Source organism: Rhodovulum tesquicola (assembly GCF_024128855.1).
In the GTDB taxonomy this organism is placed as follows: Bacteria; Pseudomonadota; Alphaproteobacteria; order Rhodobacterales; family Rhodobacteraceae; genus Rhodovulum; species Rhodovulum tesquicola.
The window spans coordinates 19,537-42,991 of sequence record NZ_JAMYDV010000002.1; the positions used below are offsets into that span (position 1 = coordinate 19,537).

21 protein-coding genes are annotated in these 23,455 nt (G+C 67.3%); 3 read left to right on the forward strand and 18 right to left on the reverse strand.

What is annotated here, in order from left to right; genetic code table 11:
* Positions 1-114: 114 nt before the first annotated feature.
* Positions 115-1,725, forward strand: coding sequence for a hypothetical protein (locus NHN26_RS02650; RefSeq protein WP_253087981.1), 1,611 nt, complete (start codon positions 115-117; stop codon positions 1,723-1,725).
* On the opposite strand, the gene NHN26_RS02655 is transcribed toward NHN26_RS02650, so the two are convergent.
* The 11 genes from NHN26_RS02655 to NHN26_RS02705 all read right to left on the reverse strand — a co-directional run bounded on the left by NHN26_RS02655 (position 1,680) and on the right by NHN26_RS02705 (position 12,186).
* Entirely contained in the window at positions 1,680-2,300 is a 621-nt protein-coding gene (locus NHN26_RS02655) for a prepilin peptidase (RefSeq protein WP_253087982.1), read from the reverse strand. The genes NHN26_RS02650 and NHN26_RS02655 overlap by 46 nt on opposite strands.
* A 96-nt stretch (positions 2,301-2,396) precedes the next feature.
* Positions 2,397-3,248 (reverse strand): tetratricopeptide repeat protein, encoded by an 852-nt coding sequence (locus NHN26_RS02660; protein ID WP_253087983.1) that lies wholly within the window; start codon positions 3,246-3,248, stop codon positions 2,397-2,399.
* 29 nt (positions 3,249-3,277) lie between these two features.
* Positions 3,278-3,880 (reverse strand): tetratricopeptide repeat protein, encoded by a 603-nt coding sequence (locus NHN26_RS02665; RefSeq protein ID WP_253087984.1) that lies wholly within the window; start codon positions 3,878-3,880, stop codon positions 3,278-3,280.
* Positions 3,843-4,832 carry a type II secretion system F family protein gene (locus tag NHN26_RS02670; RefSeq protein ID WP_253087985.1) on the reverse strand — a complete coding sequence of 330 codons (990 nt, stop codon included), beginning with the start codon at positions 4,830-4,832 and terminating at the stop codon, positions 3,843-3,845. Before NHN26_RS02670 ends, NHN26_RS02665 begins: the two co-directional genes overlap by 38 nt.
* A gap of 11 nt (positions 4,833-4,843) precedes the next feature.
* Entirely contained in the window at positions 4,844-5,812 is a 969-nt protein-coding gene (locus NHN26_RS02675; RefSeq protein WP_253087986.1) for a type II secretion system F family protein, read from the reverse strand.
* A 3-nt stretch (positions 5,813-5,815) separates the two neighbouring features.
* A complete protein-coding gene (locus tag NHN26_RS02680; RefSeq protein WP_354595917.1) occupies positions 5,816-7,228 on the reverse strand; it encodes a TadA family conjugal transfer-associated ATPase in 1,413 nt (470 codons plus the stop codon).
* 19 nt (positions 7,229-7,247) lie between these two features.
* Positions 7,248-8,495, reverse strand: a complete 1,248-nt coding sequence (locus NHN26_RS02685; RefSeq protein WP_253087988.1) for a CpaE/TadZ family protein — start codon at positions 8,493-8,495, stop codon at positions 7,248-7,250.
* Between the two features lie 210 nt (positions 8,496-8,705).
* Complete coding sequence (locus tag NHN26_RS02690; protein ID WP_253087989.1) at positions 8,706-9,332, reverse strand: OmpA family protein; 627 nt, start codon at positions 9,330-9,332, stop codon at positions 8,706-8,708.
* 4 nt (positions 9,333-9,336) lie between these two features.
* Positions 9,337-10,707, reverse strand: coding sequence for a type II and III secretion system protein family protein (locus NHN26_RS02695; RefSeq protein ID WP_253087990.1), 1,371 nt, complete (start codon positions 10,705-10,707; stop codon positions 9,337-9,339).
* A gap of 207 nt (positions 10,708-10,914) precedes the next feature.
* The gene (gene cpaB, locus NHN26_RS02700; RefSeq protein ID WP_253087991.1) at positions 10,915-11,751 is read right to left on the reverse strand and encodes a Flp pilus assembly protein CpaB; all 837 of its coding nucleotides are present in this window, start codon (positions 11,749-11,751) and stop codon (positions 10,915-10,917) included.
* 231 nt (positions 11,752-11,982) lie between these two features.
* Positions 11,983-12,186 carry a Flp family type IVb pilin gene (locus NHN26_RS02705; protein WP_253087992.1) on the reverse strand — a complete coding sequence of 68 codons (204 nt, stop codon included), beginning with the start codon at positions 12,184-12,186 and terminating at the stop codon, positions 11,983-11,985.
* A gap of 362 nt (positions 12,187-12,548) precedes the next feature.
* Here NHN26_RS02705 and NHN26_RS02710 point away from each other — a divergent pair, with 362 nt between their 5' ends.
* Together NHN26_RS02710 and NHN26_RS02715 are read left to right on the forward strand one after the other, a co-directional pair.
* Positions 12,549-13,379 carry a lytic transglycosylase domain-containing protein gene (locus NHN26_RS02710; protein ID WP_253087993.1) on the forward strand — a complete coding sequence of 277 codons (831 nt, stop codon included), beginning with the start codon at positions 12,549-12,551 and terminating at the stop codon, positions 13,377-13,379.
* Between the two features lie 2 nt (positions 13,380-13,381).
* Positions 13,382-14,815 (forward strand): UbiA family prenyltransferase, encoded by a 1,434-nt coding sequence (locus NHN26_RS02715; RefSeq protein ID WP_253087994.1) that lies wholly within the window; start codon positions 13,382-13,384, stop codon positions 14,813-14,815.
* Between the two features lie 114 nt (positions 14,816-14,929).
* Here NHN26_RS02715 and NHN26_RS02720 read toward each other — a convergent pair whose 3' ends face one another.
* From NHN26_RS02720 to dprA, 7 genes are all read right to left on the reverse strand, one after another.
* Complete coding sequence (locus NHN26_RS02720) at positions 14,930-15,667, reverse strand: SDR family NAD(P)-dependent oxidoreductase (RefSeq protein WP_253087995.1); 738 nt, start codon at positions 15,665-15,667, stop codon at positions 14,930-14,932.
* Positions 15,664-16,980: an FAD-binding protein gene (locus tag NHN26_RS02725; RefSeq protein ID WP_253087996.1), complete on the reverse strand. Its 1,317-nt coding sequence runs from the start codon at positions 16,978-16,980 to the stop codon at positions 15,664-15,666. Before NHN26_RS02725 ends, NHN26_RS02720 begins: the two co-directional genes overlap by 4 nt.
* Positions 16,961-17,959 (reverse strand): lysylphosphatidylglycerol synthase transmembrane domain-containing protein, encoded by a 999-nt coding sequence (locus NHN26_RS02730; protein WP_253087997.1) that lies wholly within the window; start codon positions 17,957-17,959, stop codon positions 16,961-16,963. The genes NHN26_RS02725 and NHN26_RS02730 overlap by 20 nt, the downstream gene beginning before the upstream one ends.
* A gap of 113 nt (positions 17,960-18,072) precedes the next feature.
* Positions 18,073-18,702, reverse strand: a complete 630-nt coding sequence (locus NHN26_RS02735; RefSeq protein WP_253087998.1) for a 3-oxoacid CoA-transferase subunit B — start codon at positions 18,700-18,702, stop codon at positions 18,073-18,075.
* Positions 18,703-18,712: 10 nt separating this feature from the next.
* The gene (locus tag NHN26_RS02740) at positions 18,713-19,408 is read right to left on the reverse strand and encodes a CoA transferase subunit A (protein ID WP_253087999.1); all 696 of its coding nucleotides are present in this window, start codon (positions 19,406-19,408) and stop codon (positions 18,713-18,715) included.
* 87 nt (positions 19,409-19,495) lie between these two features.
* Positions 19,496-22,117, reverse strand: a complete 2,622-nt coding sequence (gene topA / locus NHN26_RS02745; RefSeq protein ID WP_253088000.1) for a type I DNA topoisomerase — start codon at positions 22,115-22,117, stop codon at positions 19,496-19,498.
* Between the two features lie 137 nt (positions 22,118-22,254).
* On the reverse strand, positions 22,255-23,409 hold the full coding sequence (dprA, locus tag NHN26_RS02750) for a DNA-processing protein DprA (RefSeq protein WP_253088001.1): 1,155 nt from the start codon (positions 23,407-23,409) through the stop codon (positions 22,255-22,257).
* Positions 23,410-23,455 lie beyond the last annotated feature (46 nt).

Consider the following 23,455-nt stretch of genomic DNA (forward strand, 5'->3'; position numbering starts at 1 on the left):
AAAACTGACCGCATTTTGGGGCAATTCTTGGGCGACGGCCCGGGCGTTTTGGGACAATCGCGGGAACCGCGCCTGTCCGTCGACATCGGGGCCGCAACAGGACGAGGGCAGGGGATGAGGCGATACGATCCGGTGGGGCTTGCTGCCGTGATGGCCGCGGTGCTGGCTGCGGCGACCTGGGCGGGGCTGGCCGCAGGCGGGCTCTACCCTGTCATGCACGAGGGCGACATGCTGCATATGGTGCAGATCGTGCTGCGCCAGGCCGCGGGCGAATGGCCGCATCTCGACTTCATGACGCCGCTGGGCGTGCTGGCCTATGCGCCGGTTGCGCTGTTCGTGCGGCTGGGCCATCCCTTCGCCGAGGCCTTCGTGCTGGGCCAGGCGCTGGTGGGTGCGGTGCTTCTGCCTGCGGCCTGGTGGGCGGCGCATGACCGGCTGCCGCGGCCCTGGGCCTATCTCTTCGGGACGGGGATCATGCTGCTGGCGGTTGCGCTGGTGCCCGCCACGCCCGATCCCGGTATTTCGCTGTCGATGAGCTACAACCGATGGGCCTGGGCGATCCTGTTCGTGCTTCTGCTGCTGGCGGTGCTGCCCGGCCGTCGGCAAGGGGCGGGCGCGCGGGTTGCGGATGGGCTGGCGATGGGGCTGGGGCTTGCGGCACTGGCGCTGATCAAGATGACCTATGCCCTTGCCGCGGTGCCGGTCGTGGCGCTTGCGTTGCTGCTGACGCGGGACCGGCTGGGCGCGGCGACGGCGCTGTCGGCCGGATTTGGCGTGATGCTGGCGGTGACGGCGGCGGCGGGGCCTGCGTTCTGGGGGGCCTATCTAGGCGATCTGCTGGACGTGGCCCGGGCCGAGATCAGGCCCTTCCCCGGCGGCACTGTCCTCGATGTCTTGACCGCCCCGGCGGCCCTTGCCGGCAGCCTGCTCTATCTTGCCGCCGTGACCCTGGCCCGCCGGTCGGGGCGGGCGCGTGAGGGGCTGTTGCTGCTGGTTGCCGCGCCGGGGCTGACCTATGTCACCTTCCAGAATTTCGGAAACGATCCTGTCTGGCTGTTCTTCCTCGGAATCGTCGCGCTGGCGCTATGTCCCAGGCCGGCGGAGGGCGGCGGCCGGGGGCTGGCGGTGACCGGGTGGGGGGCGCTGATCCTGGTCGCGCCGATCCTTGTGGCAATGGCCGAAAGCCAGGCGCGCAACCTGATGGCCCGCAGCGCGGGTCCGGTCGAGGTGCTGCCCGGCGACCATGGCATCCGGATGCAGCCCGACCGCGTGGACCATGTCCTGACCCGGGTCAGCCGTCCCATGTCCGTTGGCCATTCCTGGTGGCAAGGCTCGATGATGCCCGAACCGACCGTCGTGGCAGGCGTGCCGCTGGAGCCCTGCCGCCTGATCAGCGGGCTTGTCGGCTGGTTCCGCACCATATCCGAAGACATCGACGCGGCGGGCTTCGGGGGGCGCCAGGTTCTGGTGGCGGATATCCTGACCGCCTACTGGCTTTATGGCGGTGTCGCGCCGCTGCCGGGCGGTGCGCCGTGGTATTACGGCGGGTTGCCGGGGGTTGAGGCGGCGGAACTGGTGCTGGTCCCGCAATGCGCCGCGCGGCCGGATGTACGCGCGCATATCCTGCGTGAACTGGACGAGGCGGGGGTCGTTCTGACGGAACTGCGCCGCACTGATGATTACCTGCTGCTCGGCATCGCGCCCAGCGCCACGAGCGCGAGATAGCAGACCAGCGCGCCCGCAAGCGCGATTCCCATGGGGAAATCGCGTCTATCCCAGGACTCCCAGCCGGGAAGCGCGCGCCGCACCGCCGGACTCCGGCGGACCAGACGGTGGCCGAGGAAGGCGAACACGGTCACCGCGGCGAACAGGAACAGGAATCCGCCCAGATCGGCCAGCGCCACGAAGGGCGCCATGGCGGCGGCGAATTTCGCGTCGCCCGCGCCGATCATCCCGAATGTGCTCATAACAAAGCCCAGCACCAGAACGACGCCCAGATGCACCCAGCACCAGGCCCAGATATCCAGCGGCAATGCGACCGGCCCGACCAGCGCGAAGACGGAGACCAGTGCCAGAACGGCCTGATTCGGAATCTTCATCGTCTTCATGTCGCTGCGGGCCACCCAGAACGCGATCGGCAGCACGAAGGGCAGGAAGGTGCCCGCGCCCAGCGGCGTGCCAAGCGTGATGGCCCGCGCGGCGAGCCCGGCGAGAATGGCGGCGAAGGCAAGCCCGACGGCGAGGGTAAGATGCCGCCCACTTGCGCGGGCACCATCTGCGGAAGGATCGAGCGAGGTCATGCGGTCTCCCGGGACGAAATCCGACGCAGGCAGGGTCGGGTCGAATTCGGGCAGGGGCAAGGCCGACCGGTGGCCTCGGCGCGGCGTCGCGCCGGGCTAGCCGCGGGCCTCCAGTGCCTCGAGCGCGCGCACCGCCGGTTCGAAATACTGGGGATGGGCGTCGATCGCCTCCTGCAACAACCCCTTGCCGATGCCCACATCGCCCTGCTTGATCGCGGTCAGGGCCAGCGTGTGGTAGAGTTGCGCCCGCTCGGTCGGCGTCATCCTGACGACCGGCAGATCGTAATTGCGCTGCGCGCCGCGGGCGAGCACGAGGTTGTTCTTGGCGGTGAAGAGCGACGGGTCATAGGTGATCGCCTCGGTGAACAGCCGCTGTGCGCCCTTGAAATCGCCCCGCGTCAGCTTGGAATAGCCCCAGTTGTTCAGCACCCCCGAGGGCCGCGTCGTCAGCCCCGCGGCGGTTTCGTAGAAACTGTCGGCCTTTGCCCATTGCTTGTTGGCGTCGGCCACCATCGCCTCCAGCCGGTAGCGGCGATAGGTCTCGTGGGTCGGCGGGATCGCGTTCAGCACCGCCTCGGCCTTCTTCCATTCACCGGCGCGGATCAGTGCATCGGCATACGCGACCCGGTCTTCCGCGGTCACCTCGGGGTGGTTGGTCACCCGCGCCCATGCGCCCACCGCCTCGGTGTTGCGCCCCGCCCTGAGCAGCGATTGGGCATGACCGCGCTGCAGGGCGATATTGTCGGGCTGACCTTCCAGTCCCCGGCGGAAATAGCTGACCGCCTCGGCGGGATCGGCCACGGTCAGCATGATGTCGTTCATGCTGCTCTCGTCGCCCGAAAGCACCTCCTGGATTGCGCGGTCGACATCGGCCTCGCCGGGGCGCTGGCAGCCGGACAGGGCCAACGCGCTCGCAGCGCATATCGCGACAAGAAAGACATGGCGCATGGAATCCTGCGTCCTCTGCTGCTCTGGCCTCAGGGCGTGGCGATCAGCAGGTATTGGCCGCTGCCGCGCCGCACCAGTTTGAAGTCGTTATCGTTGACGGGATCATAGGATGGATTGGCGGTTTTTTCGATAGCCAGAAGCAGATTCTGCCGGATGTCGTCCGATTGGCCACTATCGAGGGCGAAGGCCGTCTCGAACACGCGCCGGGCCTCGCCGGTCTCGCCCTTCTCCATCAGGACGACGCCCAGATTGTTCCAGGCGGGAACGAAGCGCTCGTCCTTCTTCAGCGCGCGGCGCAGCTGGGTCTCGGCCTGGCCAAGCCGACCGAGGCGCAGATTGGCCGATCCGACCGCCGAGAGAACGTCGACGCTCAGCCCCTGCTCGGCTGCAGCGCGGTAATAGGCGTCGAGGGCCAGTTCGTATTCGCCTGCCGCCATCAGCCGGTGGCCGACGGTCAGCCCGTCGACGGCCTCGGTGACCCTGGGCGTGCCCGGGGGCGGGGGCAGGCCCTGAAAGCCGGGGACCAGTCGGCCGGTCTGCTGGCAGGCCGCCAGCGCAAGCAGCGCGGCAAGGATCGGGCCGCGCCGGACGAGGTCAGAAGCTCGAATTCGACAGGGTGTCGTAGATCGCATAGACCGAGGGGCCGATCAGGATGATGAGCAACGGGGGAACCGTGAACATCATCGTGCCCAGTGTCAATTTGGTCGGCAGGACGTTCGCCTTTTCCTCGGCGCGCATCACACGCTTGTCGCGCATCTCGGCAGAGAACACGCGCAGCGCTTCGGCGATCGAGGTCCCGAAGGTGGCGGACTGGATCAGCACGGTGACGAAGGACGAGATGTCGGTCACGCCGCAGCGTTCGGCCATGTCCTTGAGAACCTGCACCTTGTCCTTGCCGGCCTTCATCTCCTGGGCGACGATCTCGTATTCCTCGGCGAGATCCGGAAAGCCCGAGCGCATCTCGCGGGCCACGCGGACGATCGACTGGTCCAGCGACTGGCCGGCCTCGACGCAGACCAGCATCATGTCGAGCGAATCCGGGAAGCCGTTGGTGATCTCCTGCTGGCGGGTCTGCAGCCGCCGTTCGACCCAGTAGCGCGGCAGGTAATAGCCGATCGCACCCGGAATGATCACCGAAAGGATCAGTTTCGTGGTATCGACCTCGCCACTGGCGCTGTTCACGATGGTGAAGAGGACGCCGAGGACGAGCAGACCGAGCCCCAGCGCAAGCTGGGCGAAGTGAAAGATCCGGATCGCGTTCTTGGTGCGATAGCCCGCCCGCATCATCTTGAGGCGGATGGCCGAGAACTCTTCCTCGTTCTGGGGTTCGAGGAAATGGGAAAACCGTTCCAGCTTGTCCGCGCGCGAGGTGGGCCGGAGCGATGTCGCCGGGTCACGGGTGGACGCCGCCTTCATCTCGCGGGTCTCGCGCCTGAACTTGTCGAGCGGATCGACACGTTTCTTCAGAAACGCAGGCAACGTCAGCGCGATCATCAGGAAGCCCAGCACACCCACGGCGTAAAGCGGGCCGAGCGCGCCGAAACGGTCGATGAGCAGGCTGTTCAGCGAGGCGATGATATCCATGGACCGGCTCCTCAGACCTTGATGTTGACCATGATCCGCATGAAGACCACGTTCACGACCAGAAACACGCCGACGGCGATGGCGGCGGGGATGAAGGCGGCGGTCTGCTTGACCTCGTCATAGTAGTCGGGCTTGATCATCGAGATCATCAGGATGGCGGCGATCGGAAAGCCCGACAGGAACATGCCGGACCATTTCGCCTCGGCCGTTATCGCCTTGACCCGGCGGAACAGCTTGAAGCGCGAGCGGATCACCTTGGCCAGCCCGTCCAGCACCTCGGCCAGGTTGCCGCCAGATTGCTGCTGGATGGTCACCGCCACCGCGAGAAAGCGCAGATCCTGCATGTCCACGCGTTCGGCCAGATCCTTCAGCGCCTCGCCCACATCGCGGCCATAGGCGGCCTCGTCCGCGATGATGCCGAACTCGGTGCCCAGCGGGTCGGGCACCTCCTTGGCAACGATGTTGATCGCCGAGGCGAAGGGATGGCCGACGCGCAGGCTGCGCACCATCAGTTCGACCGCGTCGGGCAATTGCTCCTCGATCAGTCCTAGGCGTTTCTTGGCCTTGCCGTTGACCCAGACATAGACCCCGCCCACGCCCATCGCGACCGCGACCAGCGCCCGCACCGGCAGCGCGGCATCCGTCCCCACGGTCAGCCCGAGAAAGGCCATCCCGGAAAGGAGCGCCATGATCATGATCAGCTGGTTCGGCGTGAAGGCGATATTGGCCTTCTGCGCCCGCTCCGCGAGCAGCGAATAAAGCGGGATGCCGCGGGCGTTCATGTGCTGGCTCATCTCCTTGCGGAGCTGTTCCAGAACCTTTTCCCGGTCGGTGCCCTTTTCCAGCATTTCCAGCCGGCGGTTCACCTTGGCGTTCAGGCTGATCGACTTGCCGAAGACGGTGAGATACAGCCCCTCGACGAGGGCCAGCACCGCGACGAAGATCAGGCCGTAGATGATCGCGTCCGCGCCGATCTGCATGGCTTACATCCCCCTGTTGGGTTCGAAGAGGCTGGCGGGAAGGTCATAGCCCCACTGCCGGAAGCGCTCGGAATAATGGCTGCGCACGCCGGTCGCGGTGAAGCGGCCGATGATCTTTCCGTCCGGGGCCAGGCCGAGGCGCTCGTAGCGGAACACTTCCTGCATCGAGATCACCTCGCCCTCCATTCCCGTGATCTCGGTGATCGACACCATCCGGCGCGAGCCGTCCTGCAGGCGGGAGGCCTGCACGATCAGGTTCACGGCCGAGGCGATCTGGCTGCGCACCGCCTTGAGCGGCATCTCGATCCCGGCCATGGCCACCATGTTTTCAAGCCGCGAAACAGCGTCGCGCGCGTTGTTGGCGTGGATCGTGGTCATCGAACCGTCATGACCGGTATTCATGGCCTGCAGCATGTCGATCACTTCCTCGCCGCGCGTCTCGCCGACGATGATGCGGTCGGGCCGCATCCTGAGCGCGTTCTTCAGACAATCGCGCTGGGTCACCGCGCCCTTGCCCTCGACATTGGGCGGGCGGCTTTCCATCCGGCCGACATGGGTCTGCTGCAATTGCAGTTCCGCGGTATCCTCGATGGTCAGGATGCGTTCGGAATTGTCGATGAAGGAGGACAGCGCGTTCAGCGTCGTGGTCTTGCCCGAGCCGGTCCCGCCCGAGACGATGATGTTCAGGCGGGTTGCAACGGCGGCGTTCAGATAGGCGGCCATTTCCTCGGTGAAGGCGCCGAACTTCACCAGATCCTCGATCCCGAGCTTGTCCTTCTTGAATTTCCGGATCGAGACCAGGCTGCCATCCACCGCGATCGGCGGCACCATCGCGTTGAAGCGCGAGCCGTCGGCCAGGCGCGCGTCGACATAGGGGTTCGACTCGTCGACGCGGCGGCCCACCGCGGACACGATCTTGTCGATGATCCGAAGCAGGTGGCGTTCGTCCTTGAAGGTGATGTCGGTCAGCGTCAGCTTGCCCGAGCGTTCGACGAAGATCTGCTTTGGGCCGTTCACCAGAATGTCGTTGACACTCTCGTCCTTGAGCAACGGTTCCAGCGGACCGAGTCCGACCACCTCGTCGTAAAGCTCCTGGTTGAGCTGCTGGCGGTCCTCCTTGTTGAGAACGATGCCCAACTCTTCCAGCGCCTCGGCGGCGATGGCCTGGATCTCTCCGCGGAGCTCCTTTTCCTCGGCATGTTCCAGCGCAGCGAGGTTGAGGTTTTCCAGAAGGCGCTTGTGCAGCTCGACCTTCAGTTCGCCCAGTCGCTCCTTGCGCTTGCGCTCCTTGTCGACGGGCGCCGGCTTGGCAGGGGCTGCCTTCGGCACCGGAGCAGGGGTGGCCATGTCCTGGCCCTGGGGCGCGCTCGCCGGTTGTGCGGCTCCGGCATCGGCTTTCTTGTATCTGGAAAACATCGCTCTTGCGTCCTGTCTGTCACGCCTCGGCCGTGGCCGACATCTGGCCAAGCTCGAAAAGCGAGGTGGCGAGTTTCTGGATTTCCTTGCGCAGCGGCGCCTTGGCGGCTGTCTCGGCCAGCGGCAGGCCGTGATCCCCGGCCTCGGTGACGACCTTGCCGCCATCGGGCAGATGGATCTCGATGTCGATATCCAGGCTCTCGGCCATCCGCTTGACCCGGCTCTTGCCGGAGAGATCGGCGAATTTCGGCGCCCGGTTCATCGCGTAGCGCAGCCGCTCATGCGGCAGATCCTCGGATTTCAGCGCCCGGATCAGGCGCAGCGCGTTCTGGGCCGAGCGCATGTCAAGCTCGAGCAGGCCGAAATAGACATGCGACTGGCTCAGCACCGTTTCGGTCCATTGCACCAGCGTCGTCGGCATGTCGATCACGACGAATTCGAACTGCGATCGCGCCATCTCGATCAGCCGCTTCATGTCGTCCGGTGTGACCAGGTCCAGAGGCAGGATGTCTGCGGGCGCGGTCAGCACATGCAGACCGTCCTTGTAGGTCTGAAGCGCCTGCATGAAGCTCTCGCTGTCCATCGAGGGGATGTCCGAGAGCATCTCGAACACGGCTTCCCTGCGCGGCAGGTCGAGATAGGTCGAGACCGAACCGAATTGCAGGTCGAGATCGAGCAGGCAGACACGGCCATGCGTCGCCCTGGCTGCAAGGGACAATTCCCATGCGAGGTTGACCGCGAAGGTCGAGGCGCCGACCCCGCCCGCCAGCCCGTGCACCGGCAGCACCACGCCATCGCGGTTCGATCGCGACACCGCGGGAACCGAGGCGCCATTGCCCGGGACCGGCGCAACCGGGGCCGGCCGACGCACCCGGTCGATCGCGTCGTGCAGCGCGCCCTCCGGCAGCGGGTAGGGCACGAAATCGTCGGCGCCGACGCGCATCAGTTGGTGCAGCGCGATCGGGCTCAGTTCCTCGGCGATGACAATGACCTTGACATTGCGGCGCTTGGCGTTGCGGACGATCTCGCCGATGAAGGCGATGTTGTCCTCGTCCTGGTCGTCGACGGCGACCGCGATGAATTCCAGCGACCTTGCGTCGGGCTGGTCGAAGAAGCTGTTGGCGTCCTGAAAGGCAAGATCGCCCCAACATTCGCCCAGTTCGGCCTCCATGTCCTCGATCAGCAGGTCGAAGTTCTGGATGTCCCTGGACACCGTGCAGGCGATCACCGGGGCCGGGTCGGAATGCAATGCCGCCGTACTCGTCATGTCGTCCAAATCCCTCCTTGCGGACGGCTCCGCCAGCCTTCTGGCCGCGTCGGACACCGCCCGCGCGCGACTCGCCGCCGCGCGCACCGCTCTCAGGAAGGGAATGTGAAGTCCAAACTGGGCAACATTACGGCCCAAAAGCCGAAATTGTTGGAAGTCCGGCCGCGCCGCGCCGGGGGACGAACCCGACGCGGTGGCGGGGTATCGGCCCTATTCGACCGTGTGCTCTTCTCTCGCGCTGTCGAGATAGATGCCGTAGGTGCGCTGCATGTACTTGCCGTCATGCAGCATGCGCTTGGGTTCAAGGAAGCCCCAGACCTCGGTGACCGTGCGGCGGTTGCGCCGCTCGCGGCCCTCGGTCACCACCAGCGGCTGTGTCTCGCCATAGGAAACGGCGGCTTCGAGCCGTGCGCGGGCAACACCGCGCGAGACCAGGTAATCCACCGTTGCCCGCGCCCGCCGCATCCCCAGCGCCTTGTTGTAGGCTCCCGGGCCGACCAGGTCGGTATGGCCGTAGACGCGGAACTTGACATGGGGATAGCGCGCGATCCACGCCGCCTGGCGGTCCAGCGTGGCCCGCGCCTCGGCGTCCAGAACGGCGCTGTCGAAGGCGAAGGTGATCGTCGTGTCGACCTCGGAGGCGAAACGGTGGTTCAGGTCGATCGCCATCGCCCTTTCGCCGCTGTGAACCATCGTGTTGTTCATGGTCGCATTGCCGAAGGCCCCATCGTCAAGGCTTGCGCCGGCTTCTTGGGTAAAGTCGCGGTAACTGTCCGTCGAACAGCCGGACAGCGCGACCGCGGCGCCCAGCGTCAGGAATACAAGCTTGGCGCGCATGATCTCACTCCATCACATAGCCGTAGGAACCGCTGAAATCCTGGCGGGCGACCTCGCCGGCCGCGCCCGATTTCGGTGTCCTCGGCGAGGACAGCTTGCCCGACAGGAACAGGTCGCGCTCGCTGGGTGGCTGAACGCGGTCGGTCGGAAGCGCCAGCGCCTCGCCGCGGGTGGGGCTGACCAGATGGGCGGTAATGATGATCACCAGTTCGCTGTTGCGGCGTTCATATTCGGAACTGCGGAACAGCGCACCAAGAACCGGCACGTCGCTGATCCAGGGTACCTGGGCGTTGTTCGCGAAGAAATCATCCTGCAGCAGGCCCGCGATGGCAAAGCTCTCGCCATCGTGCAGTTCGACCGTGGTCGAAGTGCGGCGGGTGCGGAAGCCGGGATAGGTGACGTCGCCGACATTGTAGCTTGCGCTATCGTCCAGGCCGCTGACCTCGGCGTCGAGACGCAGGTTGATGTTCTCGCCCACGACGCGCGGGGTGAAGTTGAGGCCGATGCCGAAGGGTTTGTAGTCGATCGAGATCGTTCCGCCCTCCTGCGGGACGGGGATCGGAAACTCGCCCCCCGCGAGGAATCTTGCCTCCTGGCCCGAGAGCGCCGTCAGGTTGGGCTCGGCCAGCGTGCGCACGAAGCCCTTGCCCTCGAGCGCCTGCAGCGCAAGGTTGAGCTGAAATGCGCCCAGATCGCCGCTGATCGTCAGGTTCCCGGTACTGCTCGTCAGTCCTGCGCCGAGGCCGCCGATGATGGTTCCGTCGCCGCCATCGAAGGAACCATTGATCCCCAGCCGCGAGCCGAGCGCCTTGGAGACGTTCCGCGACATCTCTGCAAAGCGCACCTTCAGCATGACCTGCTGGCTGCCCGCGACCATCATCAGGTTGGAAATCCGCTCGGGCGCATAGCGCGAGGCGAGGTCGAGCGCCCGGTCAAGCGCCTGCGCGGAGCTGACCGTGCCCGACAGCACGAGCCCGTCATTGGCCGAGCGCACCTCGATAGGCTCGCCCGGCAGAACCTCGCGCAGGCGTTCCTTGAGTTCGCTCATGTCCGGGGTGACGCGGACCTCGACATTCGTGATCAGCCGGCCATTGGGACCAAGAAGCGTCAGGGTCGTGCGCCCCGGCGATTTTCCCAGCACATAGATCGTGCGGTCCGACAGGGTCGAGATGTCGGCGATCTGCGGGTTCGAGATCGACAGTTCCGCGAACACCTCGTCGCTTTCGACCACGACGGCACGGTTCATGGGGACGGTCAACTGGCCGGTCGCCTGGCCGCTCAGCGTGCGCAGGCTCTGGGCCTGCGTTTCCGTGACGGGGCCGGTCGCGGCGGCCAGGCCCACCAGCCCCGCCACCAGAACACTCTTGGTTTTCATGTGATCCTGCCTTTCCGATCACGCCTCAGGATGGGTCTTTTCGCCCAAATTCCCGCAGAGGATGCGTCAACCGAAGATTTAAATCAATCTTCAGTTAATTAACGAATTTCCTTTATGTGGATATCCCGCAACAACCACGAGATCAGGCAGGCGGGCGCACCGCGACCGCAAGATGCAGTCCGATGCGCCAGATAATGTGTAGGCAGGTCAGTTGGTGCAGGGGATCGGAATCTCGACCACCTCGGCGCCGCGGCGGGTGCGGATGGTGCAGACCGGCGCCTTGTCCTCGACGACGATCGGTGCATCCTCTATCCCCAGCAGCAATTTCTGATCGACCTCGATCACCTCGGCCACCGTGTCATCGCCCGAACCGACCAGCGACAGCGACAGACGTCCCGTCGATTGCGCCTGGGCCAGCGCGGCGACCTGCTGGGGCGTGGCCTCGACGGTGACGGTGCGCGCAATCACCGGGCGCGAGCTGTCCTCGTCGGCCATCTGGTCGATTGCGATCAGCTGGATTCCGGGCAGGATCAGCCGGGTCACCTGCTTGTTCTGCGCCTGGCCGGTCCAGTAGACATCGGCCTGATCGCCCGGCCGCAGAAAGCCCGAAACGCCCGAGGCGACGTCGACGCGGATCGCGAAGGCACGCATGCCACGGCCAAGGCGCGACGTCAGGCCCGCATCGGTGCCGGGTTCGGTGACCTTGACTGCCAGCAGCGGTTCGCCCGCCTCCATCGCGCGCAGCACGGTGCGGAACTTGGGCTTGCCCTCGGGGAACACCTCTGCGCCCGACTGGAAGACGCCCGTGGGCAGCGAGGATTTGGGCCATTCCACAAGCTGGAGATTTTCCACTGTCACCTGCTGTCCGTAGCGCAGGGCCTCCTTTGCCACGACAACGGGCACCAGTTCCACCTGGTTGGCGCGGGCGGCACGCTCCTCGGCAAGCTGGCGCTCGTAGCTGTGGATATAGTCCTGAGCCATGTAGACGGCAAAGCCTGCAAGGCCGAGGCCCACCAGAAGCACCAGTCCGAAGATCAAACGCATGGCGTGTCCTTTCCAGCTCACCCCCGCGCCCAGACGCGCAGGCATGTCCAATCCAGTCTTGCGATTGCAGGCTGACAGGCGAATGCGGCGAAATCGGGGTGATTGCCTGGCGAGCGCAAGGATTTCGAAGGATGGCGAAACAATGTCCGGTTCGCTTCCGGGGCCGTTTGAACTCGGAAGGCCGCATCCGGGGACGCGGCCTTGCCAGCTATTCGGTCGGTGCGCTGAGGATCAGTTCAGCGTGCCGAGCTGATTGACCTTGGCCGAGGTCAGGGCGGATTCGATTTCGCCGGCCACATGGTCCACGCCGGTCCGCACCGAGGCGAGAACGGCGATGCCCAGGCCCACGATCGCGGCGGTCAGAACGACCCAGTCCACGGTCACGGCGCCCGATTCGTCATTGTGGAAACGCTTGATCAGATCGAACAGTTTCATTTTGGTCCCTCCAATAGGATGTCCGGTCACTTCACCTGCCATGTCGGGGATCGCGGGGTCTGCCATCATCCTCGCCCGAAACCACCTCGGCATGGGCGGATAAGGCCATCCGAATCGGGCAGGAGTTGGGCTGAGGCTTGTCATTTTCCGCCAAAGGGCAAAGTTTGCGGAATTTGCCTACAACTCCATGAAAAAAGGGACGAAAAGTCGTAAAATTTTAGGTATTCCGACGCTGGCTCGCCCTCCGGACGTGTCGGGTTCTGATCCTGGCGGTGGACGATCGGCCATTGGTGGTGGCTTTTGGCGACGGATTCTGCAAGATTCCGGCAAGACCTTATGATCGAGCAGGGCAGAAAAAGGTCATGGCGACGAAATACATCGTGGCGACGATTGCCGCGCTCTTCGTGGCGACACCGGCAGCGGCCGATCCGCCGCCATGGCCGGATTTCACCTTCAAGCGGGTCAAGCCGCCCGAACCGGGCGCGGTCAAGCGGATCACGGTGCAGGTGCCGCCCGTCCAGCCGCGGCTCGCTCCCCCCCCGAAACCGCCCGCGATGCGCGAGGCGGCGCCGGAGCGTGACCACAAGCCGGGCCCCGGGCCGGACTGGTTCTGGGCGCGGGTTTCGCCTGCGCTGGCCGATGGCGGGCCCGGACGGCTTGGCCTGGCGCTCGCGGCGATCTCCAGCCCGCCGGTGGACGGCGCCGCGATTCCGGAGCCGCGATTGCAGCATCTTCAGGACATCGCCGCCTCCTACGGCACCGACATCCTGAGCGCGACGGTCGGCACGCGGGTCTCGCCTGCTCTGGCGCTGGCGGTGATCGGCGTGGAAAGCGGTGGGCGCCGGGCCGCGGTCAGCCCCAAGGGCGCGACCGGGCTTATGCAGCTGATGCCCGCCACCGCCGCACGGTTCGGTGTGTCCGACAGCCTTGATCCGGTGGCCAATATCCGCGGCGGGGTGGCCTATCTCGATTGGCTGATGCGGGAATTCGGCAATGATCCGGTGCTGGTGCTGGCGGCCTACAACGCTGGAGAGGGGGCAGTTCGCACCCATGCGGGCGTGCCGCCCTATGCCGAGACGCGGCATTATGTGCCCCGCGTGCTGGCCGCCTGGTCGGTCGCCCGGGGCCTGTGTCTGACGCCGCCCGAACTGATCACCGATGGATGCGTTTTCCGCGCGCGGGGGGCCAGCTAGGCATGGGCGCGGAGAAGCCGCTGGTGCTGGATGTCGACGGCACCTTCCTGCGCACCGACCTGATGCTGGAATCGCTCTGGGCCGGGCTTGGTCGCGCGCCGCGGGAAACCCTTGCCGCCGTCCGGGCCACGCTGGGCCGTCCCGCTGCGTTCCGACGCGAGGTGACGCGCCTGGTCCCGCCGCGGGTCGATCTGCTGCCGATCCGGGTCGAGATCGCCGAGCGGGCGCTGGCCGCAAGCGAGGCGGGGCGCGAGGTGGTGCTGGTTTCGGGGGGCGATGACGGGCTGATCGACAGGCTGGCCGGGCATTACGGGTTCACCGCCGGGATGGGCGCCGACGGGCGACGCGACGTGGCGGGCGAGGGGCGGGCGGCGGTGCTGAAATCGGCCTTCGGGTTGCGCGGCTACGATTATGCCGGGGACAGCGCGGGTGACCGGGCGGCGTGGTTGGCGGCCGACAGGGCGGTGGTGGTGGGCGGGCAACCGCGCCTGCTGGCCGAGTTGCAGGCCGCCGGACGCCGGGTCGAGGTGGTGCCGGGCGGCTGGCGCTGGCGCGATCTGGTGCAGGCCTTGCGGCCGCATCAATGGGTCAAGAACATCCTTCTGTTCCTGCCCGTGCTGGCCGCGCATGATTTCACGCTGCCCACGCTGCTGCTGGTGCTTCTGGGCATGGTCGCCTTCTCGGCGGCGGCGTCCTGCATCTATGTCGTCAACGATCTTCTGGATCTCGAGGCCGACCGGCTGCATCCGACCAAGCGCAACCGGCCCTTCGCGGCGGGGGCGGTTCCGATCGGGGTGGGCATGGTGGCAAGCCTGCTCCTGGGGCTTCTGGCGCTGGGTATCGGCGCCGCGCTGGGCTGGGCGTTCCTTGGCGTGCTGGTGCTCTACATGGGGCTGTCGCTGGCCTATTCGCTGAGGCTCAAGCGGCTGCGCTGGGTGGATATTGCAACGCTGGCAGCCCTTTACACGATCCGGGTGCTGGCCGGGGCGGTGGCGACGGGGATGGGGGCCTCGATCCTGATGCTGGTCTTCGTCTTCCCGGTCTTCCTGTCGCTGGGCTGTGTCAAGCGGATGACGGAACTGGCGCTGGCGGAAAGTGACGATCGCCTGCCGGGGCGGGGATATGGGCGCGGGGATCGGGGGGATCTGCTGAATGTGGCCTGGATCGGGGTGGTGGGGGCGCTGGTGGTGTTCTTCGCCTACAGTTTCTCCGAGCAGGCGCATGCGCTTTATCCGACGCGCTGGCTGCTGTGGCTGACGCTGGTGCCGCTGGCCATCTGGTTGATCCGAATGGTCATTCTGGGCCATCGCGGCAAGCAGGATTACGATCCGATCGTGTTCGCGCTGCGCGATCGGGTGGGCTTGGGACTGATCTTCTTCGCGCTGTCCTTCATGTTCTACGGTGCCGGTCTGTGGCAGCGCTGGTTCGGGTTCTGAGGGCCGTTTCCGAAATCGGACTTCCATCGGACTTTCATCGGAATTCCATCGGACTTCGATATGGCAGGTCGCGACTGAGGCGCGCCCGGCCCGCGCCTGCGGGCGGGGCGTTCATCAGATCGACAGCTTCTTGAAGATCGGTTCGGGGATCGCGCGGATCACGCCCATGATCGCCAGCCAGAAGATCGGCGTGTAGATCACGTTGCGCTTCCTCTCGACCGCTTTCAGGATGTCGGCGGCCACCTTGTCGGGGGGCGCGACAAGGAACATCCCCTCGACCCCCCAGGTCATCGCGGTATCGGTGAAGCCGGGCTTGACCGTGACCACATGCCCGCCCGCCCGCGTCAGCCGGTTCCTGAGCCCCGAGAGACAGGTGGCAAAGCCCGCCTTGGCCGCGCCGTAGACATAATTGCCGATCCGCCCCCGGTCGCCCGCGACCGAGCCGACGCCGACGATCGTGCCCGCGCCGCGCGCCTCGATCAGCGGCGCGAGCATCAGCAAGAGCCGCGCGGGTCCGGTGAAATTGTCGATCACCACGCCCTCGATCAGCGCGGGGTCGGCGTCGATTTCGGATTGCGGCGGCATCGAGCCGGTGAAGACGGCCACCGAAACCGTGCCCTCGCATTCGGTCATGCGGGCGAGGATTGCGTCGAAACCGGCCGGGTCGCGCAGGTCGACGCGGATCGTTTCGGCCAGCGCCGCGCCGCGCAAGCGGGCGTCGGCCGCGTCGCGGTCCAGATCGGCGGTGTCGCGGCCCGCAAGGATCAGCCCGTCGCCGCGTTCGGCCAGCTTGCGGGCGAAGGCGCGCGCCATCGCGGAGGAGGCGCCGAGGATCAGCCAGGTCTCGCTCATGCCGCACTCCTGAGTTTCAACCGGCGCATGAGGTCGGTTGTCATATGCCCCTCGGGGTCGGCGCGGGCGATTTCGGCCCGCCAGTCGTCAAGCTCGGGATACATCGCCGCGATCGTGGCGGGCCGGGCCAGCGCGTCCTTGGCCAGGTAAAGCCGCCCGCCCGCGGCCTGCACCATGTCTTCGAGCCGTGCGTATAGGGGGGCGGCGCGGGTCTTGCGCGCGGGCAGGTCGACGGCCAGCGTATAGCCCGCCATCGGGAAGGACAGATGCCCCGCGCGGCCCGGTCCCATCCGTTTCAGCACCGCCAGCGGCGAGGCGATGCCGGATTTCGCGATTGCCGCGAGGATCTCGCGCAGCGCGGGGGCGGCGTCCTGCGGGACGACGCATTGGAACTGGTGGAAGCCGCGCTTGCCGTAAAGCCGGTTCCAGTCCTGAAGGGCGTCGAGCGGGAAGAAGAATTCGTCCAGCGCGCGGATGCGCTTGCGTCCCGAGTCGGGGATGCGCGACAGCCGCCAGCGGTTGAACAGCCGGATGACGGGCCAGGACAGCAGCAGGCCGGGCGCGTCCAGCGGCACGGATTTCGCCCGGCGGATGGGGCCGGGGCGGCTGCCGTCGAGCAATTCGCCCTCTTCGAGGATGCCGCGACCCAGCCGCTTGCGCCGGGCGGTGGCATCGACCCAGCCCACGGCGAATTCGGCGGTCGAGGCGTCGAGCGCGGCGATGAAGGCGTCGAAATCGGGGATGCGGGTTTCCACCACGCGCATCCGCTGGCCTGGGATGGGGCGCAATTGCAGCCGGGCCGACAGGATCGCGCCGGTCTGGCCCAGCCCGCCCATGGTCGCGCGGAACAGGCCCGGATCGGTCCCGGGCGTCACCGCGCGCGGGCCGGTATCGGTCATCAGCGTGACGGCCAGCACATGCTGGCCGAAGCTGCCCGCGCCATGGTGGTTCTTGCCATGCACGTCACAGGCGATGCAGCCGCCCAGCGTGGCGAACCCGGTGCCGGGCATCACCGGCGGCATCCAGCCGCGGGGCGCGAAAAGGCGCAGCAACTCGGCGATGGGGATGCCCGCCTCGGCCTCGATCACGCCGGTCTCGGCGTCGAAGGACAGCAGCCGGTCGAGCCGCGTCATCTGGATCGCGGCGCCGCCCGCGTTCAGCGCCGCATCGCCATAGGAGCGGCGATTGCCGATGGCAGGCCCCCGCGCGGTCAGCGCCGCGGCAAGGGCGGGCAGCCGTTCGGGCCGCGCCAGCGTGCCGCGCGCCCGGACCGCCCGGCCCCAGCCCGCGTAATCAGCGGTTTTCCACTGCATGCCTGTTCCTTTTCGACAGCCGTTCAGCGATGGGGAAGACCATGGCCCCGATCCCGACGGCGAACCACAGGGTTGTCACCCGGATCACCGCCGTCGCCGCCACCGAGGTTTCGGGCGGCACCCCTTCGAGTGTCAGGAGTGCGATCATCGCGGCCTCGGCCCCGCCCAGGCCCCCCGGCGCCCCGGTCAGCCCGCCCGCAAGCGTGGCGAAGGTGAAGATCGCCATCGCGGTCCAGAGCCCGGTTTCGGCGCCCATCCAGTCCAGCAGCAGGTGGAAGGCATAGCCCTCGGCCGCCCAGCCGATCAGGCCCAGCCCGACCGCGCCCGCCAGCACGCCCGAATGGGAGAATTGCGCCAGCATCCGCGCCATCGCCCGCAGCCGCCCGAACAGCCGCGGCCAGAGGCCGAGCACGCGGTAGAGGCGGGTGACCAATGCGGTCAGCAGCCGCGCGCGGGTCAACGCCAGCGCCGCAAGAACCGCGATCAGCGCCAGCGGGGCCGCGCCCGCGATGCCGCTGGTCGAGAGCGCCAGCGCCCCGGCCAGCAACAGCCCCATCGCCACCAGATCGCCCGCCCGGTCCATCAGGACAAGCGGCGCGCTGCGTTCCAGCGTCAGGCCCGTCTCGCGCCGGATCCAGCGGATGCGCACCAGTTCGCCGACGCGGCCGGGCGTCACGCTCATCAGGAAGCCGCCGAGATAATGGCGCAGGTCGCGGACCAGCCCGGGCGGCAGGCCCGCGCAGCGGCCGAAGACATGCCAGCGCAGCGCGCGCATCAGGTAGTTGAGGACCGACAGCGCCAGAAGGGCCGCGACCTGAAGCGCGCCGAGGCGCAGGATCTGGTCGCGCGTCGCCTGCCAGCCGGTCGCGGCGGCCAGTCCCGCCAGCCCGGCGATGACCAGCAGCAGCAGACCCGCCATCAGCAGCGGGTCGCGCCACGGGTGCGGGGGGGCAGGGGGGGCAAGGCGGTTCATCGTCATGTCACCGCGCGCATAGCAACAGATTGGGGCGATTTTTTGAAGCCGTTGCGGTTTCGGCAACAGCCGCGGCCCCCGGCCCGGCAGGCGGGGGCGCGCGGCCCCCGCCCGGGCTGTCAGTTCACGATCGCGGCCTCGGTCGCGGCGCGCAGCTCGTCCTCGGTCACGCCATCGGCGCATTCGACGATTTTCAGCCCGCCCTCGACCACGTCGAGCACGCCCAGATTGGTGATGATGCGGTTCACCACGCCCTTGCCGGTGAGCGGCAGGGTGCAGGCTTTCAGCACCTTCGATTCGCCGGCCTTGTTGGTGTGGTCCATCACGACGACCACGCGGCCGACGCCGGCCACCAGATCCATCGCGCCGCCCATGCCCTTGACCAGCTTGCCGGGGATCATCCAGTTCGCCAGGTCGCCATTCTCGGCCACCTCCATCGCGCCCAGGATCGCCATGGCGATCTTGCCGCCGCGGATCATGCCGAAGCTTTGCGCGCTGTCGAAATAGGCCGAATGGGGCAGTTCGGTGATGGTCTGCTTGCCCGCGTTGATGAGGTCGGCATCGACCTCGTCCTCGGTCGGGAAGGGGCCGATGCCCAGCATCCCGTTTTCCGATTGCAGCGTCACATGGACGCCCTCGGGGATGTAATTGGCCACCAGCGTCGGGATGCCGATGCCGAGATTGACATACATCCCGTCCTTGAGTTCCTGCGCGGCACGCGCCGCCATCTGGTTGCGGTCCCAGGGCATGATGTCCTCCTTACGCCGCGCGGGTGGTGCGTTGTTCGATGCGCTTTTCGTGGCTGCCCTGGATCAGGCGGTGCACATAGATGCCGGGCAGGTGGATCTTGTCGGGGTCGAGCGTGCCGGGTTCGACGATTTCCTCGACCTCCATCACGCAGATCTTGCCGCACATCGCCGCGGGCGGGTTGAAGTTGCGCGCGGTCTTGCGGAAGACGGCGTTGCCGGTGGTGTCGGCCTTCCATGCCTTGACGATGGACAGATCGGCCACGATGCCGCGTTCCAGGATATAGGTCTGGCCGTCGAACTCCTTGTGTTCCTTGCCCTCGGCGATCACGGTGCCGACGCCGGTCTTGGTGTAGAAACCGGGGATGCCGCAGCCGCCCGCGCGCATGCGTTCGGCGAGCGTGCCCTGCGGGTTGAATTCAAGTTCCAGTTCGCCCGAGAGATACTGGCGCATGAACTCGGCATTCTCGCCCACATAGGAGGAGATCATCTTTTTCACCTGCCGGGTCTGGAGCAAGATGCCGATGCCGAAATCGTCCACGCCCGCATTGTTCGAGGCGAAGGTCAGATCCTTCGTGCCCGCCGCCCTGATCGCGTCGATCAGCAGTTCCGGAATGCCGCACAGCCCGAAGCCGCCTGCCGCGATGAACATGCCGTCGAACAGAAGCCCGTCCAGGGCCTCTGCGGCGCTGCCATATACCTTGCTCATGGATCGCTCCCCTCTGAACCGTCGGTCCGAGTAGTGGCGAAGCCACCCCGCCCTGTCAACTTGGCGCCGCGGCGCGGCGGGGGGCGGTCAGCCGCTGGCCTTTTTCGCGGGGGGCTTTTTCGCCGCCGTCTTCTTGGTGGCGGCGGGTTTCTTGGCGGCGGTCTTCTTCGGCGCGGCGGCCTTCGGCTTGGCCGCGGGCTTTTTTGCCGCGGGTTTCTTGCCGCCGGGTTTCGCGGCCTTTTCGGCGATGATCTGCACGGCAAGGTCCAGCGTCACATCCTCGGGTTCCATGCCCTTGGGCAGGGTGGCGTTGACCTTGGCCCATTTGACATAAGGCCCGTAGCGGCCCGCCATCACGTTGACCGGCCCGCCCTGTTCGGGGTGTTCGCCCAGTTCGCGCAGGGGGGCGGCGGTCGTGGCGCCCCGGCCGCGGGATTTCTTCTGGGCCAGCACCTCGACCGCGCGGTTCATGCCGATGGTGAAGACCTCGTCCACCTCGGGCAGGTTGGCATAGGTCTTGCCGTGCCGGACATAGGGGCCATAGCGGCCGATGCTGGCCTCGACCGGTTCGCCATCCTCGGGATGCGGGCCGATGGGGCGGGGCAGGGAGAGCAGCATCAGCGCCTTGTCCAGATCCATCGCCTCGGGCGCCCAGCCCTTGGGCAGGCTGGCGCGGGGCGGCTTTGGCTGGTCCTCGGTCGGTTCGCCCTTCTGCACATAGGGGCCGAAGCGGCCATTGCGCAGGGTGATCGGCTCGCCCTCGTCGATGCCCAGCACCTTGCCGTCCAGTTCGGCCGCGCCGTCATCGCCATTGGGGGCGGAGATCGGGCGGGTATAGCGGCAGTCGGGATAGTTGCCGCAGCCGATGAAGGCCCCGCCCGAGCGCGCGGTCTTGAGGTTCAGCCGTCCCACCCCGCATCTGGGGCAGATGCGCGGGTCGCTGCCATCCTCGCGCGGGGGGTAGAGATGGGGGGCCAGAACCTCGTCGATCTTTTCCAGCACCTCGGAAATGCGCAGATCCGCCGTTTCGGCAAGTGCGGCCGAGAAATCGCGCCAGAAGCGGGACAGAACATCAAGATATTCGCGGCTGCCCGCGGACACGTCGTCGAGTTCGTCCTCGAGATTGGCAGTGAATTCATAGCCGACATAGCGGCTGAAATAGTTGGACAGGAAGGCCGTCACCAGCCGCCCCTTGTCCTCGGGGATCAGGCGGTTCTTGTCCTTGAGCACATAGCCGCGATCCTGGATGGTCGTGACGATCGAGGCATAGGTGGAGGGCCGCCCGATGCCCAGTTCCTCCATCCGCTTGACCAGCGTCGCCTCGGTATAGCGCGGCGGCGGCTGGGTGAAATGCTGTTCGGGCGTCACCTGTTCCTTGCGGGCGGGTTCGCCTTGGGTGATCTGGGGCAGGCGGTTGCCGTCCTCGTCGTCGATGACATCGTCGCGGCCTTCCTCGTAGATGCGCAGGAAACCGTCGAACAGGACCACCTGGCCGGTGGCGCGCAGGGCCACCTGGGCGTCGGCGCTGGTCACGTCGACGGTGGTGCGTTCCAGCCGCGCGGCCTCCATCTGGGAGGCCAGCGTGCGTTTCCAGATCAGGTCGTAGAGCCTGCGCTGATCCTCATCGGTGAGTTTCAGTTTCGAGGGATCGCGGGCCATCTCGGTGGGGCGGATGCATTCATGCGCTTCCTGCGCATTCTTGGCCTTGTTCTTGTACATCCGCGGGGATTTCGGGACGTAATCGGCACCAAAGCGGTCCCTGATCGCATCGCGCGCGGCCATCACCGCCTCGGGCGCCATGTCGATGCCGTCGGTCCGCATATAGGTGATGTGCCCCGCCTCGTAGAGCCGCTGCGCCGCCTGCATGGTCTGGCGCGCGCCGAAGCCGAACTTGCGGCTGGCCTCCTGTTGCAGGGTCGAGGTCATGAAGGGCGGCGCGGGGTTGCGTTGGGCGGGCTTGGCCTCGACCGAGGAAACGGTGAAGTCGCGAGAATGGATCGCCTGCACGGCCAGTTCGGCGGCGGTTTCGGTGGCGATGTCGAACTTGTCGAGCTTGCGGCCGCCCAGCGTGACCAGGCGCGCCTCGTAGCTCTGGCCGCGGGGGGTCGCGAGGATCGCCTTGACGGTCCAGTATTCGCGGGCGCGGAACGCCTCGATCTCCATCTCGCGCTCGACGATCAGGCGCAGGCAGACCGATTGCACGCGGCCCGCCGATTTCGCGCCGGGCAGCTTGCGCCAGAGCACCGGGCTGAGGTTGAAGCCCACGAGGTAATCCAGCGCGCGGCGGGCGAGATAGGCGTGCACCAGCGGCTCGTCCACCTGGCGGGGGTTCTTCATCGCCTCGGTCACGGCGGATTTGGTGATGGCGTTGAAGACCACGCGGCTGACCTGGGTATCCTTGCCGATGGCCTTGCGGGCGCGCAGGGCCTCTTCCAGATGCCAGGAAATCGCCTCGCCCTCGCGGTCGGGGTCGGTGGCGAGGATCAGCGCATTGTCGCCTTTCAGGGCGTCGGCGATGGCCTTGATGTGCTTTTTCGACTCTGCGGCGACCTCCCACTTCATCTCGAAGCCGTGGTCGGGATCGACCGAACCATCCTTGGGCGGCAGGTCGCGGACATGCCCGTAGGAGGCCAGAACGGTGTAGTCGTCGCCAAGATACTTGTTGATTGTCTTGGCCTTGGCCGGGGATTCGACGACGACGACGGGCATGGACTTCCTTTCGACTCGGGCCGCTGGCGGGGGCGGGCGGCCTAGGCGGGCGAAAATGTGGGGGGGAGCGGGGGATTGTCAATGAGAAGGGCGCGCCGGGTCGGGCGCGCGCCCTGGTCGTGTGCGGTGCTGGCGGATCAATCCAGGCGGGACAGCAGACCGCCCGGCGCGCGCGCGATCCGGCCTTCCATTTCGAGGGTCAGCAACTCGGGCGCGATGTGGCCCGCGGGCAGGGCGAGGTCGCGGATCAGCTGGTCCTCGGCCAGCGGCGAGGGGCCGAGGCGCGAGAGGATCCGGGCATGCAGCGCGGCCGGATCCGCGGGGGCGGGGCGGCTGGCATGGGCGGGGGTGGCGGGCACCTCGGTGATGCGGGGGGGGGCCTTGGGGGGCGGCACGCGGGTTGGCGTGCTGTCCAGCGCCTCGATCACGTCCTCGGGGCCGCGCACCAGCGTCGCGCCGTCGCGGATCAGCAGGTTGCAGCCCGAGGCGCGGGCGTCGAAGGGATGGCCCGGCACCGCCAGCACCTCGCGCCCCTGGTCGAGCGCGGAGCGCGCGGTGATGAGACTGCCCGAGCGCGCCGCGGCCTCGACCACGACGACGGCGCGGGCGAGGCCCGAGATGATGCGGTTGCGTTGCGGGAAATGGCGGGCCTGCGGGTGCAGCCCGGCGGGATGTTCGGACAGGCGCAGGCCGCGGGCGCCGATGTCGTGAAACAGCGCCTCGTTCTCGGTCGGATAGACCACGTCCACGCCGCCCGCCAGAACGGCGATGGTGCCGGTTTCCAGCGCGGCCAGATGCGCGGCGCGGTCGATGCCGCGCGCCAGCCCCGAGACGACGACATGGCCGGCACCCGCCAGCCCCTCGGCCAGCTTGCGCGCCATGCGCGTGCCCAGCGAGGAGGCGTTGCGCGCGCCGACCAGCGCCACCATGGGCCGGTCCAGCAGATCGGTCCGGCCCAGCGCCCAGAGGATCGCGGGCGCGTCGGGCAGGTCGGCCAGCGCCGCCGGATAGCCCGGCCCGCCATGGATCAGCGGCACGGCCCCCAGCGCGCGGCCCTTGGCGAGTTCGGCCCGGGCGACGCCTTCGGGGCAGGGTTCATAGCTGTCGATGCAGGCGGCGCGGGCGATGTCGGGCAGGGCGTCCAGCGCGGCGCGGGCGGTGCCATGCTCGGCCATCAGCCGGTGATAGGTGGTCGCGCCGACGCGGCGCGAGCGGATCAGCCGCAGGCGGTCGACAAGGTCATCCTCGGGGAGGGGGGCGGCGATGAGGGGCAGGGCGGCTTGGGCGGGCACGGCGCGGGACTCCGGTCGGGGACCGGCGGAGAGTGCCGCAGCCAGG

Excerpts from the sequence above, each read along its gene's own strand:
- NHN26_RS02650 (WP_253087981.1), top strand. The coding sequence starts at position 115 with ATGAGGCGATACGATCCGGTGGGGCTTGCTGCCGTGATGGCCGCGGTG.
- NHN26_RS02655 (WP_253087982.1), bottom strand. The coding sequence starts at position 2,300 with ATGACCTCGCTCGATCCTTCCGCAGATGGTGCCCGCGCAAGTGGGCGG.
- NHN26_RS02660 (WP_253087983.1), bottom strand. The coding sequence starts at position 3,248 with ATGCGCCATGTCTTTCTTGTCGCGATATGCGCTGCGAGCGCGTTGGCC.
- NHN26_RS02665 (WP_253087984.1), bottom strand. The coding sequence starts at position 3,880 with ATGCGATCTACGACACCCTGTCGAATTCGAGCTTCTGACCTCGTCCGG.
- NHN26_RS02670 (WP_253087985.1), bottom strand. The coding sequence starts at position 4,832 with ATGGATATCATCGCCTCGCTGAACAGCCTGCTCATCGACCGTTTCGGC.
- NHN26_RS02675 (WP_253087986.1), bottom strand. The coding sequence starts at position 5,812 with ATGCAGATCGGCGCGGACGCGATCATCTACGGCCTGATCTTCGTCGCG.
- NHN26_RS02680 (WP_354595917.1), bottom strand. The coding sequence starts at position 7,228 with ATGTTTTCCAGATACAAGAAAGCCGATGCCGGAGCCGCACAACCGGCG.
- NHN26_RS02685 (WP_253087988.1), bottom strand. The coding sequence starts at position 8,495 with ATGACGAGTACGGCGGCATTGCATTCCGACCCGGCCCCGGTGATCGCC.
- NHN26_RS02690 (WP_253087989.1), bottom strand. The coding sequence starts at position 9,332 with ATGCGCGCCAAGCTTGTATTCCTGACGCTGGGCGCCGCGGTCGCGCTG.
- NHN26_RS02695 (WP_253087990.1), bottom strand. The coding sequence starts at position 10,707 with ATGAAAACCAAGAGTGTTCTGGTGGCGGGGCTGGTGGGCCTGGCCGCC.
- cpaB (WP_253087991.1), bottom strand. The coding sequence starts at position 11,751 with ATGCGTTTGATCTTCGGACTGGTGCTTCTGGTGGGCCTCGGCCTTGCA.
- NHN26_RS02705 (WP_253087992.1), bottom strand. The coding sequence starts at position 12,186 with ATGAAACTGTTCGATCTGATCAAGCGTTTCCACAATGACGAATCGGGC.
- NHN26_RS02710 (WP_253087993.1), top strand. The coding sequence starts at position 12,549 with ATGGCGACGAAATACATCGTGGCGACGATTGCCGCGCTCTTCGTGGCG.
- NHN26_RS02715 (WP_253087994.1), top strand. The coding sequence starts at position 13,382 with ATGGGCGCGGAGAAGCCGCTGGTGCTGGATGTCGACGGCACCTTCCTG.
- NHN26_RS02720 (WP_253087995.1), bottom strand. The coding sequence starts at position 15,667 with ATGAGCGAGACCTGGCTGATCCTCGGCGCCTCCTCCGCGATGGCGCGC.
- NHN26_RS02725 (WP_253087996.1), bottom strand. The coding sequence starts at position 16,980 with ATGCAGTGGAAAACCGCTGATTACGCGGGCTGGGGCCGGGCGGTCCGG.
- NHN26_RS02730 (WP_253087997.1), bottom strand. The coding sequence starts at position 17,959 with ATGACGATGAACCGCCTTGCCCCCCCTGCCCCCCCGCACCCGTGGCGC.
- NHN26_RS02735 (WP_253087998.1), bottom strand. The coding sequence starts at position 18,702 with ATGCCCTGGGACCGCAACCAGATGGCGGCGCGTGCCGCGCAGGAACTC.
- NHN26_RS02740 (WP_253087999.1), bottom strand. The coding sequence starts at position 19,408 with ATGAGCAAGGTATATGGCAGCGCCGCAGAGGCCCTGGACGGGCTTCTG.
- topA (WP_253088000.1), bottom strand. The coding sequence starts at position 22,117 with ATGCCCGTCGTCGTCGTCGAATCCCCGGCCAAGGCCAAGACAATCAAC.